The organism is Vulcanisaeta distributa DSM 14429 (genome assembly GCF_000148385.1).
GTDB lineage: Archaea > Thermoproteota > Thermoprotei > Thermoproteales > Thermocladiaceae > Vulcanisaeta > Vulcanisaeta distributa.
The window spans coordinates 1,812,715-1,827,792 of the sequence record NC_014537.1 but is presented as its reverse complement, the minus strand read 5'-3'; the positions used below and the strand labels follow the sequence as shown (position 1 = coordinate 1,827,792).

15 protein-coding genes are annotated in these 15,078 nt (G+C 46.2%); 6 read left to right on the top strand and 9 right to left on the bottom strand.

Annotated elements, in window-relative coordinates:
- Positions 1–8 precede the first annotated feature (8 nt).
- The 4 genes from porB to VDIS_RS09525 are packed head-to-tail and all read right to left on the bottom strand — an operon-like array spanning position 9 to position 3,062.
- Positions 9–956, bottom strand: a complete 948-nt coding sequence (gene porB, locus VDIS_RS09540) for a pyruvate synthase subunit PorB (protein WP_013337035.1) — start codon at positions 954–956, stop codon at positions 9–11.
- The gene (locus VDIS_RS09535) at positions 953–2,185 is read right to left on the bottom strand and encodes a pyruvate flavodoxin/ferredoxin oxidoreductase (protein WP_013337034.1); all 1,233 of its coding nucleotides are present in this window, start codon (positions 2,183–2,185) and stop codon (positions 953–955) included. The genes porB and VDIS_RS09535 overlap by 4 nt, the downstream gene beginning before the upstream one ends.
- Positions 2,185–2,502 (bottom strand): 4Fe-4S binding protein, encoded by a 318-nt coding sequence (locus tag VDIS_RS09530; RefSeq protein ID WP_013337033.1) that lies wholly within the window; start codon positions 2,500–2,502, stop codon positions 2,185–2,187. The genes VDIS_RS09535 and VDIS_RS09530 overlap by 1 nt, the downstream gene beginning before the upstream one ends.
- Positions 2,502–3,062, bottom strand: coding sequence for a 2-oxoacid:acceptor oxidoreductase family protein (locus tag VDIS_RS09525; protein ID WP_013337032.1), 561 nt, complete (start codon positions 3,060–3,062; stop codon positions 2,502–2,504). The genes VDIS_RS09530 and VDIS_RS09525 overlap by 1 nt, the downstream gene beginning before the upstream one ends.
- A gap of 373 nt (positions 3,063–3,435) precedes the next feature.
- Here VDIS_RS09525 and VDIS_RS09520 point away from each other — a divergent pair, with 373 nt between their 5' ends.
- The 4 genes from VDIS_RS09520 to VDIS_RS09505 are packed head-to-tail and all read left to right on the top strand — an operon-like array spanning position 3,436 to position 7,013.
- A complete protein-coding gene (locus VDIS_RS09520; protein ID WP_013337031.1) occupies positions 3,436–3,831 on the top strand; it encodes a hypothetical protein in 396 nt (131 codons plus the stop codon).
- A complete protein-coding gene (locus VDIS_RS09515; protein ID WP_013337030.1) occupies positions 3,821–4,726 on the top strand; it encodes an agmatinase family protein in 906 nt (301 codons plus the stop codon). The genes VDIS_RS09520 and VDIS_RS09515 overlap by 11 nt, the downstream gene beginning before the upstream one ends.
- Before the next feature lie 36 nt (positions 4,727–4,762).
- Positions 4,763–6,538, top strand: a complete 1,776-nt coding sequence (gene glyS, locus VDIS_RS09510; RefSeq protein ID WP_013337029.1) for a glycine--tRNA ligase — start codon at positions 4,763–4,765, stop codon at positions 6,536–6,538.
- Between the two features lie 40 nt (positions 6,539–6,578).
- Positions 6,579–7,013: a 50S ribosomal protein L14 gene (locus VDIS_RS09505; RefSeq protein ID WP_013337028.1), complete on the top strand. Its 435-nt coding sequence runs from the start codon at positions 6,579–6,581 to the stop codon at positions 7,011–7,013.
- Between the two features lie 34 nt (positions 7,014–7,047).
- On the opposite strand, the gene VDIS_RS09500 is transcribed toward VDIS_RS09505, so the two are convergent.
- The 4 genes from VDIS_RS09500 to VDIS_RS09485 all read right to left on the bottom strand — a co-directional run bounded on the left by VDIS_RS09500 (position 7,048) and on the right by VDIS_RS09485 (position 11,034).
- Entirely contained in the window at positions 7,048–7,722 is a 675-nt protein-coding gene (locus VDIS_RS09500; RefSeq protein ID WP_013337027.1) for a hypothetical protein, read from the bottom strand.
- Between the two features lie 80 nt (positions 7,723–7,802).
- The gene (locus VDIS_RS09495) at positions 7,803–9,467 is read right to left on the bottom strand and encodes an ABC transporter permease subunit (protein WP_013337026.1); all 1,665 of its coding nucleotides are present in this window, start codon (positions 9,465–9,467) and stop codon (positions 7,803–7,805) included.
- A gap of 9 nt (positions 9,468–9,476) precedes the next feature.
- Entirely contained in the window at positions 9,477–10,226 is a 750-nt protein-coding gene (locus tag VDIS_RS09490; protein ID WP_216086156.1) for an ABC transporter ATP-binding protein, read from the bottom strand.
- Positions 10,227–10,341: 115 nt separating this feature from the next.
- The gene (locus VDIS_RS09485; RefSeq protein WP_013337024.1) at positions 10,342–11,034 is read right to left on the bottom strand and encodes a tRNA(Phe) 7-((3-amino-3-carboxypropyl)-4-demethylwyosine(37)-N(4))-methyltransferase; all 693 of its coding nucleotides are present in this window, start codon (positions 11,032–11,034) and stop codon (positions 10,342–10,344) included.
- Between the two features lie 98 nt (positions 11,035–11,132).
- Between VDIS_RS09485 and VDIS_RS09480 the strand changes: the two genes are divergently transcribed.
- Both VDIS_RS09480 and VDIS_RS09475 read left to right on the top strand, forming a co-directional pair.
- Positions 11,133–12,239 (top strand): substrate-binding domain-containing protein, encoded by a 1,107-nt coding sequence (locus tag VDIS_RS09480; protein ID WP_013337023.1) that lies wholly within the window; start codon positions 11,133–11,135, stop codon positions 12,237–12,239.
- A gap of 4 nt (positions 12,240–12,243) precedes the next feature.
- A complete protein-coding gene (locus VDIS_RS09475) occupies positions 12,244–13,056 on the top strand; it encodes an ABC transporter permease subunit (protein ID WP_425358364.1) in 813 nt (270 codons plus the stop codon).
- Position 13,057: 1 nt separating this feature from the next.
- On the opposite strand, the gene VDIS_RS09470 is transcribed toward VDIS_RS09475, so the two are convergent.
- Positions 13,058–15,046: a 3-hydroxyacyl-CoA dehydrogenase/enoyl-CoA hydratase family protein gene (locus VDIS_RS09470; RefSeq protein WP_013337021.1), complete on the bottom strand. Its 1,989-nt coding sequence runs from the start codon at positions 15,044–15,046 to the stop codon at positions 13,058–13,060.
- Between the last annotated feature and the right edge of the window lie 32 nt (positions 15,047–15,078).

Genomic DNA, 15,078 nt, shown 5'->3' with positions numbered 1-15,078 from the left:
TTCATGTTTTAACCAAAGGCCTTAGCGAGCCTTGCTAGGTAGTCCCAGTACTCATCAATCTCCTTCTCAATCTCCTTAATATCCTCCTCAGTTAGGTGTGCAAACCTACCCTGTCTCTTCAAGTACTCAATTATTGGCTTTCTCTTTGACTTGTCAAAGTGGGCATTGCTTGGTGGGTTGAACCTTATCCTGCCGTGGTCCCACTCGTATAGTGGGAAGTAGCCTGTCTCTGTGGCGAGCCTCGCAATCTCCACGGTCATATCCTCCGGGTAACGCCAGCCTGGTGGGCATGGTGCTAGTACGTGTATGAAGGCAGGACCCTCATCGAGGTAGTCAAGGGCAGTCTTTACCTTATTTGCCAGGTCTATTGGATAGGCTATGTTGGCTGTGGCGGCATATGGTATGTGATGCCCAATGACAATGCTCATGATGTCCTTCTTCCTCTGAACCTTACCCCTTAACTTACTACCCACTGGTGAAGTCGTTGTCCAGGCGAAGTGCGGTGTTCCTCCGCTTCTTTGTATCCCGGTGTTCATGTAAGCCTCATTATCATAAAGCACGTAGAGCACACCATGACCACGCTCAAGCATACCACTAAGAGACTGCAAACCAATATCAAAAGTACCACCATCACCAGCAATAACCATGACCTTAGCCTTAGTATCTAGTATACCCTTCCTCCTAAGCACCTTAAGCGCCGCCTCCACGCCTGACGCCGCCGCGGCTGAGTTCTCAAAAGCCACATGTAGGTAGGGAACACTCCACGCCGTGTATGGGTATGAAGTTGTGGTCACCTCTATACAGCCCGTGGCATTAACCACAATAACGTCTGGCGCAGCAGCCTTAAGCAACCACCTAACGGCTATTGAAGGCCCGCATCCAGCGCAGGTTAGTTGTCCAGGTCCGAAATACTCATCCACGGGTAAGTCCTTTATCGTCCTGAAGTACACCTTCATTCCTCACCACCCCTCAGGCCCATAAATATTGTCTTCCTTGGATACTCACCAGTCTTTGCATATTCATCAAGCATTTTATAAAGGTTGTAGAAATCATCAACAAGCATTGTCCTTTGGGAAATCCCATGAACCACGGATATGACTGGCTTATCAACACCCCTACTATACAATGCCGAGACCACATCATTAAATACAGGGCCCTCATACGTATTGCCCGGCGATAATGCCCTATCAATAACGGCTATCGCCTTGGCATCCTTAATAGCATTTACCACTTCATCCGTGGGGAATGGCCTAAATAACCTTATCCTTAAAACACCAGCCCTTAACCCCCTTTCCCTAGCCCTCTTAGCAGCCTCCTTGGCATTGCCGCTTGATGCCCCTCCATAGGTTATTAATACGTAATCCGCATCATCAAGCATGTACTTCTCGATTATGTCGTAATTAGTGCCGAAGGACTTATTGAATTCTTCATGAACCTCCTTAATGATGCCCTTTGAATCCTTAAGCGCCTTAATTGCTTGGTACTTGATCTCGTAGTACCAATCAGGGCTTGTAATGACGCCAATGGTTATTGGACTTCTTGGGTCAAGCCTATACCTGTTTAGATTCCTTGGCGTGAATTTCCTGACATACTCCTCATGATAGATCTCCACGGGTTCTGTGGTGTGGCTCATTAGGAATCCGTCGTACGCGACCATGACAGGTAGCAGGACCCTACCATCCTCGGCAATCCTATACGCCATAATAATCGAATCATAAACCTCCTGAGCAGAGGAGGCAATGAGCATGATCCAGCCAGCATCCCTGGCACTCATTATGTCTTGGTAATCACCATGAATGCTTATTGGCGCTGACAATGCCCTACCGGGAACAGCCATGACCACCGGCAACCTAAGTCCGGATGTTATGTAGAGTACTTCATGCATGAACTCAAGGCCTTGGGCTGACGTTGCAGTAAACACCCTAGCACCAGCCGCTGCCGCTCCCACGACGGCCGATAAGGCACTATGCTCAGACTCAACGGGTATATACTCAGCATCTATCTCGCCGTTGGCTACGAACTCGGCAAGCTTCTCTATTATTGTAGTCTGTGGCGTTATTGGGTATGCCGCAATTACGTCAACATCAACGGCCTTAACCGCGTATGCCACCGCGTAGTTTGATGTTAAGCCAAGCCTTTCCTTAACGACTTCCTCCCTAACGCTCAATGCCTTTGCGACTGCCATTACCCAGCCACCTCTGGCACCATCTTTATTGCCTTGACTGGGCATTCATGGGCACATATCCCACAGCCCTTGCAGTGGTCGTAATCAATCTCATAAGTTAAGTCATACTTCTTGCCCGTCTTCGTGACATAAGGCTTCTTCAACTCAAGTATTGCCGGTTCAGGGCAATACATCCAGCAAATCCTACACCTAATGCACGCATCTTGATCAATAACGGGTCTCTCAGTCCTCCAAGTACCGGTTAGGTTCTTACGCGCATTACCTGGCTCAGTAACTACGCCACCGATTGGTAAATCCTTCCAGGTTAATTGCTTCATCATAGCACGACCACCTCAGCCGCCTTATAAGCTTCTTCTAAAGCGTCTACATTTGACTTACCGAGTCTCTTACCGAAGGTTTCTAAAACCAACTCCTTAACGGTATCTAGGTCTATTAAGTCAAGAACCTTAAGTAACGCGCCAAGCATCGTTGTGTTGACTATAGGCTTGCCTAGATGCTTCGTGGATATTTCATACGCATTCACATAAACGACCTTACCACTGAACTTACCTATGGACTGCCTAACATCGTCGATACTTAACGCATTAATGACTATATAGCTCTTCGTTATCTGCGGTATATTGAAGACACTTAGTAGTCTCGTATCAAAGACCACGGAAATATCCGGCCTCTCAATGGGTTCCCTCGCTAATACCGGCTCTCGGGATAACCTAACGTAGGCCCTAACAGGCGCGCCTCTACGTTCAGCGCCATACTCAGGGAACGAACTTGCAAATAAACCGCGCCTAATCGCTGCCTGGGCAATTATCTGAGCAGCGGTTACGGCGCCCTGCCCACCCCTACCGAAAAACGTTATTTCAATGGTTGATGCGCTCATTCTTGGTCAAGGACTCGTTATAGAGCCCTTTTATAAACCCTTTATTCTATATTTCCATAAATAAAGCATTGAGAAAACACGTAACATATTAATTTAACTATTAACTTAAGATTATAAGACAATTAAGTAATTGAGGATTTGCCCCCTGCATGCACCCACACCATTGGGTCCCAGCGGCCCGGTTTTGCCGGGTCGTTGGGTGACCCAATGGTGTGAATGCAAGGCAGGTATGGGCTCTAAGCTCTCATTACCTAATTCCTTTAAATAGATTTTCGTAAAGTAATTCACGCGTATTATCTAACTTAAGGTAAAACTTATGACTTAACTCCGAATGTTTTTAAAGGTATATATTTGAGGCACGCTGTTGGTATTAATGATCGGAAAGGATGATGTTGTGTGTACCACGATTAATGAGGATTTAACATTTGATTTATTTTCTAGGGCTCAGTACTTAGTCCTTATTAAGAATGGGGTCATAATTCATAAGGAGGTTAACCCAGCTCTAAACTCCGTGAATAAGAGACCAACGGTCGCTAAGAGGTGTGTCGAGCTTAATGCAACGATGGTATTAGCACCACACGGCTCACTTTGTTATCCCTCATACCTCATACTTAGAAGGGCTGGTGTTAATATTTACGTAGTTAAGCCTGGCGAGAAGTTAGGTAATGACTTAAATGAGTATAATAAGGCTAGTGCCTGGGAAGTTACGTATTCAAGTTTCTTAGCCATTAAGGAGAGGATTATGGAGGTGATTTTCCATGAGCAATAATATCGACTTCTACGTCGTCCCCCAATACACATTATTCGGAGTGCCCAAGTGTGGCCGTGGTATACCAATACTTGGTATACCCATGGAAGATACGGTCAGTTTTAGACCGGGAACACGATTCGCGCCCAGTGTTATTAGGACCTGGAGCCAGTACTTCGAATTTACACCTACCGAGGATCTGGGCATTGACCCACTTGAGAAGGCCTGCGATTTGGGGGATTTATCGTTAATGCAGGGCATGGCCGACAAGAATCTAGAGAGGATCAACTTAGTGGTTAAGGATGCCATTAATACATGGGGTAGGGTAGTCAATATAGGTGGTGAACACACGCTAAGCCTTGGTGTTGCCAGGGCTGTTAGGGAGTCACAGGGTTCATACGGCATTTACATACATGTAGATGCGCACTTGGATTCAAGGGAGGAGTGGCCGCTGGGGCAGTCTTTATCACATGCCACATTCGTAAGGCACATAATTAATCAGGTTAGGCCTCAGTCACTTGTTTTCCTTGGGTTTAGGTCATACGATAAGGAGGAAATTAATTTTGTGAGGGGTCTCGAGAATTCCACGTTATTATCAACTAGGGATATAAGGTCCATGGATTACCACGAGCTTAGGCTTCTCATTAGAGGTGTGATTGATAGTTACCCTGGGCCAATACACCTCAGCATTGATGTTGATGTTCTTGATCCCTCGATAATGCCTGGTGTCGGTAACCCGGAGGGTTTCGGGCTTAACTACGGCGAGCTACTGAGGATTATTAAGGCTGTTCTCGACTATGGCGGTTCCAGAGTTAAGGCGGTGGATCTCGTTGAGTACTCACCGCCCAATGACCCAGGGTTAATGTCGTTGCCAACGATTATCAAGTTAATATTGGACGTACTTAATTACCTGTGAAAATTATTTAAATACGCCCAGTAATTATCGTGACGAATGGATTTCGAAAAATTCCTGGAGCTAATGAGCGAGGGTGGATTCTTTTATCCGAGCTTTGAGATTTATAGGGGTAAGGCTGAGGTTGGTGGTTTCTATGATTATGGACCACTTGGCGTTGAATTGAAGAGGAACATCATTGAGAAGTGGCGTAGGGTCTTCATTTACCCATACCAAGACTTCATAGTTGAGGTTGAGACGCCGATAATAATGCCGAAGATAGTATTTGAGGCCAGTGGACACCTTGAGCATTTTACGGATGCAATCGTTGAGTGCACCAAGTGTGGTCGCAAGTTCAGGGCTGATCACTTGATAGAGGAGGAGCTTGGTAAGAGGGGCATTTCGATAAAGACCGAGGGTTTAAGTCTTGAGGAGCTTGACGGGTTAATTAGGAAGTATGGCATTAAATGCCCTGTTTGTGGTGGCGAGTTGGGTAATGTTAAGCCCTTTAACCTATTGTTTCAAACTACAATAGGACCTTACAGCGATAACATTGGTTACCTGAGACCTGAGACTGCCCAGGGAATGTTCGTGTCATTCCCAAGGGTATTTAATCTAATGGGTAGGAAGTTACCACTCGGTATTGCCCAGATCGGTAAGGTCGGCAGGAATGAGATATCACCCAGGCAGGGCTTAATTAGACTTAGGGAGTTCACACAGATGGAGATTGAGTTCTTCTTTGACCCAGAAAATGCCAAGTGCCCATACCTCGATGAGTTGGACGTTAAGTTAAGGATAATACCTGAGAGGGACGTTGCGGCTGGCGTTAAGGAGCCCAGGGAGTTTAGACCTAAGGAGGCCGTTGAGAACGGTGTTGTGCCTAATGAGTGGATGGCGTTCTTCATGGGCTTGGCCACGATATACATGAACGAACTTGGCGTACCGCTTGATCATCAGTACTTCCTCGCTAAATTACCTGAGGAGAGAGCTCACTACTCAGCGGCTAGCTTTGACCAGATGGTTTACAGTGAGAGGTTTGGTTGGGTTGAGGTCAGCGGTCATGCGTATAGGACCGACTACGACCTCAGTAGGCATGCTAAGTACAGTGGTTATGACCTAACAGTTGAGAGGAGGTTGGCCACGCCAAAGGAGGTTATTGAGGCTAGGGTTTACCCAAACCCGCAGAGGATTAGGGAGGTCTTTGGTAATGAGATGGCTAAGGTCATGCAGGCCATCGGTAGGGCTGACCCAAGGTGGTTAGCTAGTGAATTAGCTAGCAGGGGTAAGGCCGTCATTGAGGGGTATACCATAACGAGCGATATGGTTTTCATTAAGGAGGAGAGGAGGAAAGTGCATATTGAGAGGTTTATTCCGCATGATGTTGAGCCCTCCTTCGGCGTCGATAGGATCGTCTATGTAACCCTGGAACACGCATATACGGAGGTTAATGGGAAGCCGCTGCTTAGGTTGCCGCCTGACATTGCGCCAATAAAGGCCGTGGTTTTACCAATAATTAAGAAGCAGGAGTATGTGAGTATTGGCAAGAGGATCTTTAAGGAATTATCGCTGGCTGGGATAAGGGCTGTTTACGATGATGATGGGACAATAGGCAGTAGGTATGCTAAGTATGATTCCATAGGCGTGCCCTTCGCAATAACAATAGATGATAAGACCCCAGCTGACAATACAGTAACGATTAGGGATAGGGATACTAAGGCCCAGGTTAGGGTTAACATAAGTGAGGTCATCAGGATAATTAATGATGCAGTTTTAAGGAGGTTATCAATAACGGAGATCGCTAAGTCAATGGGTCTTCAATTAATCGTTAGGGAATAGGTGGATAAGTTTAATAAGGCAAGCGTGGTTGGCATTATCAATGGCGAAAAGAGGCGGTGCGCGTCAAGTAGGCGTTAGTTGGAGGTTCCATAAGACACCAGGTATATTCATAAACAGCTTAGTCCCTGTAGCGGATAATAGTGGTGCTAAGCTGGTCAGGGTCATAGGCATTATAGGGCATACTGCGAAGCCTGTTCATAGGGAGATACCCGGGGCCTCTGTTGGCGACATGGTCGTTGTTAGCGTTGTTGAGGGAAAGCCTGAGGTTAGGAAGCAGATACTTAGGGCCATTGTCATTAGGCAGAGGAGACCGTATAGGAGACCTGACGGTACCTGGATAGCCTTTGAGGATAATGCCGTGGTGATTACCGATGAAAACGGCGCACCAAAGGGCAGTGAGATACACGGTCCAGTGGCCATGGAGGCAGCCCTGAGGTGGCCCGGCATCTCAAACCTAGCAACAATAATAATATGATATAAAACTGAAAATTATTGATAATAACCCTGCACTAGGCCTTCTTCTGTAATACTACCCTGAGCACGTTGGCCCTCGCCTCCTCAGAGACAACCTCATAATCATATTGAGTGACGAATCCCCTAATAAATGATAAAAGCGCCTTATTACCAATATCAGAAGTCCCACTGGGGCCTATCGCCATTAACTCAATGGTGTTAGGACCCAACTTCTTAACTTCGACATGCCTAACGGCCAATAATCGACTAACCCTCGAGACCGCCTCAAGAAGCTCCTCAAGATTGTCGAATTCCATCCTAATTAACGCACCCACCTGATGCCCGTATTTCTCATAAATATTCCATAGCTCATTCACGGCTTTACCCGCCTCCTCCCTAAATTCAGCTGGTAACTTCTCATTGTTGGAGAAATTTATTAATACGGATGTTACGTGTGTGCACACCTCCTCAATCAATTTCATGGGCATTGGTATTACATCCATTGAGCTAAGGATTTTATACAATCTCCAGAAGTAAATTAGGTCTGACGGCTCGAAACCATCCTTAATGAGCTCCGTTGTTAATCTTAAGCCCTCACCAGCTACATGGAATAATGTCCTTCCCCTAGTCTTAGCTACTCGTGAAAGTTCGGATGCGATGTTCTTAGGGACCATAATAGTGGTTCTAGAGTACGCCTCCTCACCCTCCTGCCCCTGGCCCTCCTTAGACATAGCACTTCTATTTACATGTATGCATTAGAATACTTATAAGTCTTATTACACGCGATTGAGGTAAATAGCGTAGAATAAGATCAAAGGGTTATTGCACCTTCAAGCCTATATCTCTCTCTAGCCAACTTAAACAGTCTCCTCCAGAGGAATACACTAAGTAGTATTACGTTTATGGCAAGTATTAAGCTCATAGCCTCAAGACCAACCACGTTGCCTACCGCCGTGTAGTAATCCATTAGGGCGGTGTATCCATGGACCATGTAAACCTGCCCATTAAGGCCCTGAATGTATTCAGCAACCTCAAGCCCTCCCCATGTCGAGCCAATCGTGCTGGCAAGCCCAGTTATTGTAGCGGGCATGGCGCCTGGTATGGCTAACCTCCTGAGCTTCTGCCACGTCCCTAACCTCAGGTTCTCAGCCACATCCCACAGACTCCTGGGTATCGTCTTCATACCAACATACATGTTATAAATCACGTACCAGGCAGTGCTTAGGTAAGCCACAAGGAATACTAATAACTCAAGAGATACGTGGAGCCCAAGTGTGGTGGCTACGTATGTCGTGAAGGGTATTGCAATTAATGGCAAGTAAGCTGATACCGGTATTGACGCCAAATCCTCAAGTATTGGTAGCAATATTGCCTCAACCCTCCTATGCGTAACCATTAAATAATTGATTGGGATCGCGGTTATTATCGAGGCGGCGGTAACTAAGGCAATCCTTAACCAATCAAGTCCAAGGTAATAAAGGTAAAGTAAACCGTGATCGTATAAGTTATTTATTATTGGAACCCATGTCACTTGCCAGGAACTATAGATTAAGTATGCCAAGAGAATGATAATAGCCGTAGCCACGCCTATGCCTATGTACTTCTCAGTCCTGGTTATTATGTTTCTAGGCCTAGGCCTCACTAATAGTCTATGCCTAACGGCATAGCTAGACGCCCTTATGAATATCGGCATTATTGCATCCTCAACAGCCACAACCCTTCTTATGTACCTCATATTCCTAGCAGCCAGTGATCTAACGCGGCTTGTTATTATGGGCCTCCTAATCCTCGTCCTTGTAACCTCCATGAATGGGTCGTAACTATACTTAACGGCCCAGTTAACGAATGGCCTAAGCACCCCGAAGAGTACCGCGGTTACCATCACGACCAATATACCTAACCCTACAAATGCGGGTACCCACTCGCCCTTACTCGTCCAGGAGGCTATCAACGCGCCTATGCCGAAGACGGAGTACTGCGTGGTACCCAGCGTAATCACCTCACTAACTACTATGTAGAATAAGGCATCAGCGAAGCTAACTAAGACGTTACCAGCGACCCTGGGCATTGTGACCGGTATATATAAGTACCTAAACCTACCCCAGAAGCTGAGGTTAAACATCTCAGCGGCATCCTCAAGTGACTGGGGCGCGGTTTTTATGGCCTCATACTCACCGACCCATATGTTCCAAACAACAGCCGTGAAAACCAGGAAGTCTACGGCTAATTCAGTACCTATGTAACCACCTATTGACTTGACGAAGAATACCAGGACTATTGGGAAGAATGTAATGACCGGGACGGCCTCAAGTGTCTGGGTGATTGATAGGAATACCCTCTCAAAGAGTCCACTCTTAGCCGCGGCGTAACCCAGGAACCAACCAAGCACTATACCAAGCACTATCGTTAGCGTAACCCTACCAAATGTAGCAAGTGTTGCCAAGAACGCTATGAGGGCTATGGACCAAATGCCCATAGCCATCGCCTAAACCTTAAGGCTTATCGACAGCAGGGAGTAAAGTCTATCTAGATAATCCTGGAACTCTATATCCCTCGTATTCCTAGGCCTTGGCAACTTAATCTCGACCTCGGCAATAATACTCGCGGGCCTCCCACCAAGTATTATCACCTTATCACTCAATTCCACGACCTCCTCAAGGTTATGGCTGACCATTATGATGGCCCTTACTGTGGACTCCTCATTAAAAACCATGTTATATATCTCGGCCCTAAGGCCCTCGGCGGTTATTGCGTCTAGGTTTGCGAAGGGCTCGTCCATCAGCAAAACCACTGGCTGCGCAGCTAGCGCCCTTGCAATCGCCACCCTCTGCTTCATACCACCACTCAACTCCCTTGGGTAATAATCCTCAAAACCACCGAGGCCCACCAGCTCGAGGTACTTCCGAGCAATTTCCCTCCTAACCTCCTTACTAAGATCCTTCCTATGAAGTAGCGCCAGTTCCACATTCTCGAGTGCCGTAAGCCAGGGGTAGAGGGCAAAGTCCTGAAATATCATGGCAAGCTTAGGCGTTGGTCCCTTAACTTCCTCGCCCATAAGAAGCACCTTACCGCTATCTGGCCTCCTTAAGCCGGCTATTATCCTAAGTAATGTCGTCTTTCCAGTGCCTGTCGGTGCAACTATGGATACAAATTCGTGAGAATGAACCTTAAAATTTATGTTCTTGAGGACTGGTATGGGACCCTTCTCAGTCTTGTAGCTATAACCAACATCGATAACCTCAAGGATTGGTTCCTTTACCGTTGCAATTGTCCCACCATGATGGCGATTGAAAAATTCATTTAAAAATCTTATTCCGCTGAAATATTCCTAACGATAATTCAATACGTAATTATATGGAATTCTCAATACTTATATTTTCAACATTAAACTCTCTATAAGACTCCCTGAAATACGTTCTAGGCATGTCGCCCAGGTCAGTCCGACCAAGCAACTTAACCTCTATTAACCGTATTAAGTGCGCCAGCCTAAACTTCCCAAATATTAACGTTTCATTGGCCACATCAACAATACGCCTCAGTTCCTCTGTGGGCACTATTAACCTACCATTAATTACTATGGGAACCTCAAAGCGATCCTCACCTTGAACCTCAACCACAACTCCGTCATGAGTCACGGAGTAAATACCACTATGCTTAAACCCAGCCTCCCTCGCGATCCTTAATATCCTTAATGCACCATTTAGGTCCCTGGCCACAAAGTGCATTATCGGTGCCCTAACAAGTAACCACACATCACCATCACCAACCTCATTAATGACGTTGATTATCTCACTGTAGGTAACAGGTCTATGCCACTTAGCAACGAATTTAAAAAGCCCTGAACCCTTTGAGTAGCTAAGTCGTGGAGCCTTGGCTAAGGCGATACGGCCGCTGCAACTACTCGTTGTGTAGTAATCATTCAACGACTTATTAAAGGTTAGCAGGAAGTCATAAATGTCAAAGTCAACCCTATGCTGATTACTCTCCTCAATCAGTCTCTTAACGAAGATTGACTTACGCGCATCGAAGTTCGTCCTTACCATTCTTATACAATATAATCACTGTATAAATTAACTTAAAATACTTTAATGATAAATTAGCAGAACTATCTTAAAATAAGCGCATTAGGTACCGTAACTCAATGAAGGCCGGCGTAATAGCATCAGTGGTGATCTCATTATTAGTGGGCTTATTAATAGGGTATTCAATACCATCAATTCACCAATCTCAAACACCTAAGGCGGTAACGCAGCAAGCCCTAAGCGTAATCACTGCATCATTATATGCGCAGTTATTTAGGGAGGCAGGTAGGGAGTTGGGGATTAACGTTGTTGTAACCGGCATGGGCTCCGTACAGGCGGCAAGGCAGGTTATACTTAACCCAAGTGGTTATTCAATCTATGCGAGTATAGACCCGTACATATTAACGTCACTTCTATACCCAAGTAATATAACGAGTTGGTACATAGCCATTGCTGGTGATCAAATGGTCATCGCGTACTCGCCTAACATGCCTAAATCATTACTGAATACTGTTAATAACCTAACAATGGCTGAGGAGGAGGCATTGAGGGATGGTAATTACACCGAGGCCATGATCATAACTAGGGAATTCCTCGACTTAATATTTTCAAACAAAACTCTTGACTTGGCACGTGATTACGGCGCCTATGCCATAGGCATGTCTAACCCGAATACGGATCCCGAGGGCTATAGGGCATTAATGGTGCTTCAGTTAACCGGCATTTACTGGGGGTTAGGGAGGAATTACTACGTTAACCTATTCAATTATGCTAACAGCACGGGCAATGTCTACGAGGTACTTGCTGGTAGTGAGTTGTTTGGTCCCGTTGAGACAGGTAAGGTTTGGTTTGACATCGCGATTTACAAATCGTCGGCCGAAAGTGCTGGGTTGCCCTACTTCCCACTGCCGCCTCAGGTTAATTTAGGGGACCCTGCATACTCAAGTTATTACAGTGAGTCTTACGTCACCATAGTAGTTAATGGGCAAAACCTAGTGGTTAAGGGTGCGCCCATTCAGCTTGCCTTGACAATACCCAACCAGGCACCTAATAAGGTGCTTGCTGAGGAATTGATAATATATCTATTAACGCCGGGTGGTCATGAATTAATGAAAAAGCTCGGTATTGAGCCATTAACGCCAGCGATATTTTACGGCAACGTAAGCGCTGCACCACCACTGATTAGGATTCTTGTCAATTCCTCATTACTTAAGTACGGTGGTTAATGAGGTGGTTCGTTTGGATAATTCGAGACATGCCTTTACACCGTTTATAATACTCATCTCATTAATGCTGTTATTGCCAATGGTCGTACTACTGTATGAGGGCTATGGATACTTAATAAGCGCCTTCACAAGTACGTTATTTATAGAGGGCGTTGTGGTGACGCTACTCGGCGCTATGATAGCCGCGGCACTAACCTTAATCCTCGGGTTACCGACTGCTTACGCCATATCCCGTGGGTTGATACCGAGGCCTATCGACAATATTGTTGGGGGTCTTCTGACGAGCCCATTAACAATACCTCACACGATAGTTGGTCTGTCGCTTTTAATACTCGTATCGCCAATATCCCCAATACCCATAATACGTAGGTTACCATTCGTGGACACCATATGGGGCTTAGTGGCTGCGTACTTCATAGTTTCAGCACCAATAACCATAGGCGCCCTCAGGCAGGTATTTGATGGGCTTGATCCCGTATATGAGTATGTGGGCTTAACCCTGGGGCTCAGCCAGTGGGGTGTCTTTTTGAGGGTTGTCATTCCAATGGCACGGAGGGAGTTAATATCCTCATTCCTGCTTTCGTGGGGTAGATCAATTAGTGAGTTTGGTTCAATAGTTATCCTAGCCTATTACGTAATTAATCCGCCATTATTCAATTATGTATATCCATTACCAATACTGATTTGGTATACATACGAGGTTTACGGCCTGCCCTTAGCCCTTGGTTATGCATCTGCATCGTTAATAATCTCCATAATAATCATAGTACTGATTGAATTAATAAGTGGTGGGACGACCAAGTTTAAGCTTTGGTAATTTACTCACCGGTAAACCTTGGCCTTCTTTTCTCTAGGAAAGCCCTGACACCCTCTTGTGCATCCTTAGTCGATATTGCCACGCCAAATAATGAGGCCTCATTGCTTAATGCACTCCATATTGGGGCCTCATAACCGTAATTAATTGCGTACTTAGCGAGCATAAGCGTTAGTGGTGGCTTTGAGGCTAGTTCCTTAACCCACCTCATCACCTCATACTCAAGGGCGTGCCTTGGCACGACCCTATTAACGACGCCGTACTCAAGAGCAGCCTTGGCACTTACTTGCTTGCCCGTGAGTATTAACTCCTTACTAATGCCTAGGTTCGTCAACCTAGTCAGCCTCTGCGTTCCTCCTGCACCCGGTATTATGCCCAGGTTGATCTCGGGCTGGCCGAGTAATGCATCCTCACTGGCAACCCTAATGTCGCATGCCATGGCGATCTCCAGGCCACCACCAAGGGCGTAACCATTTATCGCCGCTATCACGGGTTTCGTGTAGTACTCGATCTCCAGAGTCATTGAGTGGTAATGCCTCATTGCCTTGAACATCTGCATTGGCGTTGCATTCTGGAATTGATTAATATCAGCACCCGCACAGAATGCCCTACCGCTACCCGTGATAACCACAACCCTGACCCTTGGATCATCCTCAACACTCCTCAGCGCATTGACAATCTCGTCAGCCATCTTCGGAGTTAATACATTCAATTTATCAGGCTTATTCAGAATTATCCAAGCACTTGGCGGATCAATCCTAAGCATTATCTCTTCATACTTCCTAAACTCAACCTCAGGGTACTCCCTGAAACCCCTACCACTCTTTCTACCTAACCTACCCTCCTTAACATAGTTAGTCAGCAATGGGTCTGGCTCATACTCCTCCCAGCCACTGACGCCCTTAAGTTGCGTTAATGCATCGACAATATTATCAATGCCAGCCTCATCAGCGAACTCGGATAATCCCCATGGGTAATTAAGGCCAAGCTCCACGCTCTTATCGATATCATCTACCGTAGCCACGCCCTCCCTAACAAGCCAAGCCAACTCATTAATGGCCGGGGCCATCAACCTTACTGGGTCAAGCTCAAGGCCTTGTTCAGGTAATACCTTAGGCTTTACGTACTGACCAGGGCCTGGATATTTGTAGAAGCCCTCGCCAGACTTAACACCGAGCTTACCCTTACTCACTAATTCCTCAAGCAATGGGCAGGAATGAGCCTTAAACCCCCTCTCGGTCATCGCCTTAACTATGAAGAGACTTGTGTCAAGGCCTATGTAGTCGAGAAGTTCAAAGGGACCCATTGGCAGACCAAGCACATTCCTCGCCATGGCGTCTAGGTCAATTATCTTAATGCCTTCCTGCACCACCTCACGACATGCCTCCAGCATGACCCTAAACAATACCCTATTAACTATGAACCCAGGTACGTCCTTATTAACAACGACGGGCTCCTTATTGAGTATTCTAGTTAATTGAACGGTTATGTTGACAGTCTCATCACTTGTGTACCTACCCCTGGTTATCTCCACGAGCTTCATGAGCGGTGGTGGATTCATGAAGTGCATCCCAATGAATTTCTCCTTACGTGACGTGGCCTCCGATAACTCGGTTATTGGTATGGTACTCGTGTTAGACGCAAATATTGCATGGGGTGGCGCATACTGATCTGCCTCCCTGAATATGTTCTTCTTTAAGTCGGCGTTTTCAGGCACGGCCTCAACTAAGAAATCTACGTCCTTAACGGCATCAGCAACCTTGGTGGTTGTGTGTATCCTGGGCATTATCAAGTCAACACTCTCCCTCAGCTCACCCCTCCTGCTTAATCTTTCGAGACTATCCCGAATCCTGTTAAGGGCGTTCCTAAGGATCTCATCAGATATGTCCATGAGGTTAACCTCGAAACCCGCCATCGCAAATACCTCGGCTATGCCATGACCCATCGTACCGGCGCCCAGTACGGCGACCCTCTTAATACCCAAGCTCGACATATTAAATCATGATTTTAACTCGGGCTTATTTT

Excerpts from the sequence above, each read along its gene's own strand:
- porB (WP_013337035.1), bottom strand. The coding sequence starts at position 956 with ATGAAGGTGTACTTCAGGACGATAAAGGACTTACCCGTGGATGAGTAT.
- VDIS_RS09535 (WP_013337034.1), bottom strand. The coding sequence starts at position 2,185 with ATGGCAGTCGCAAAGGCATTGAGCGTTAGGGAGGAAGTCGTTAAGGAA.
- VDIS_RS09530 (WP_013337033.1), bottom strand. The coding sequence starts at position 2,502 with ATGAAGCAATTAACCTGGAAGGATTTACCAATCGGTGGCGTAGTTACT.
- VDIS_RS09525 (WP_013337032.1), bottom strand. The coding sequence starts at position 3,062 with ATGAGCGCATCAACCATTGAAATAACGTTTTTCGGTAGGGGTGGGCAG.
- VDIS_RS09520 (WP_013337031.1), top strand. The coding sequence starts at position 3,436 with ATGATCGGAAAGGATGATGTTGTGTGTACCACGATTAATGAGGATTTA.
- VDIS_RS09515 (WP_013337030.1), top strand. The coding sequence starts at position 3,821 with ATGAGCAATAATATCGACTTCTACGTCGTCCCCCAATACACATTATTC.
- glyS (WP_013337029.1), top strand. The coding sequence starts at position 4,763 with ATGGATTTCGAAAAATTCCTGGAGCTAATGAGCGAGGGTGGATTCTTT.
- VDIS_RS09505 (WP_013337028.1), top strand. The coding sequence starts at position 6,579 with ATGGCGAAAAGAGGCGGTGCGCGTCAAGTAGGCGTTAGTTGGAGGTTC.
- VDIS_RS09500 (WP_013337027.1), bottom strand. The coding sequence starts at position 7,722 with ATGTCTAAGGAGGGCCAGGGGCAGGAGGGTGAGGAGGCGTACTCTAGA.
- VDIS_RS09495 (WP_013337026.1), bottom strand. The coding sequence starts at position 9,467 with ATGGGCATTTGGTCCATAGCCCTCATAGCGTTCTTGGCAACACTTGCT.
- VDIS_RS09485 (WP_013337024.1), bottom strand. The coding sequence starts at position 11,034 with ATGGTAAGGACGAACTTCGATGCGCGTAAGTCAATCTTCGTTAAGAGA.
- VDIS_RS09480 (WP_013337023.1), top strand. The coding sequence starts at position 11,133 with ATGAAGGCCGGCGTAATAGCATCAGTGGTGATCTCATTATTAGTGGGC.
- VDIS_RS09470 (WP_013337021.1), bottom strand. The coding sequence starts at position 15,046 with ATGTCGAGCTTGGGTATTAAGAGGGTCGCCGTACTGGGCGCCGGTACG.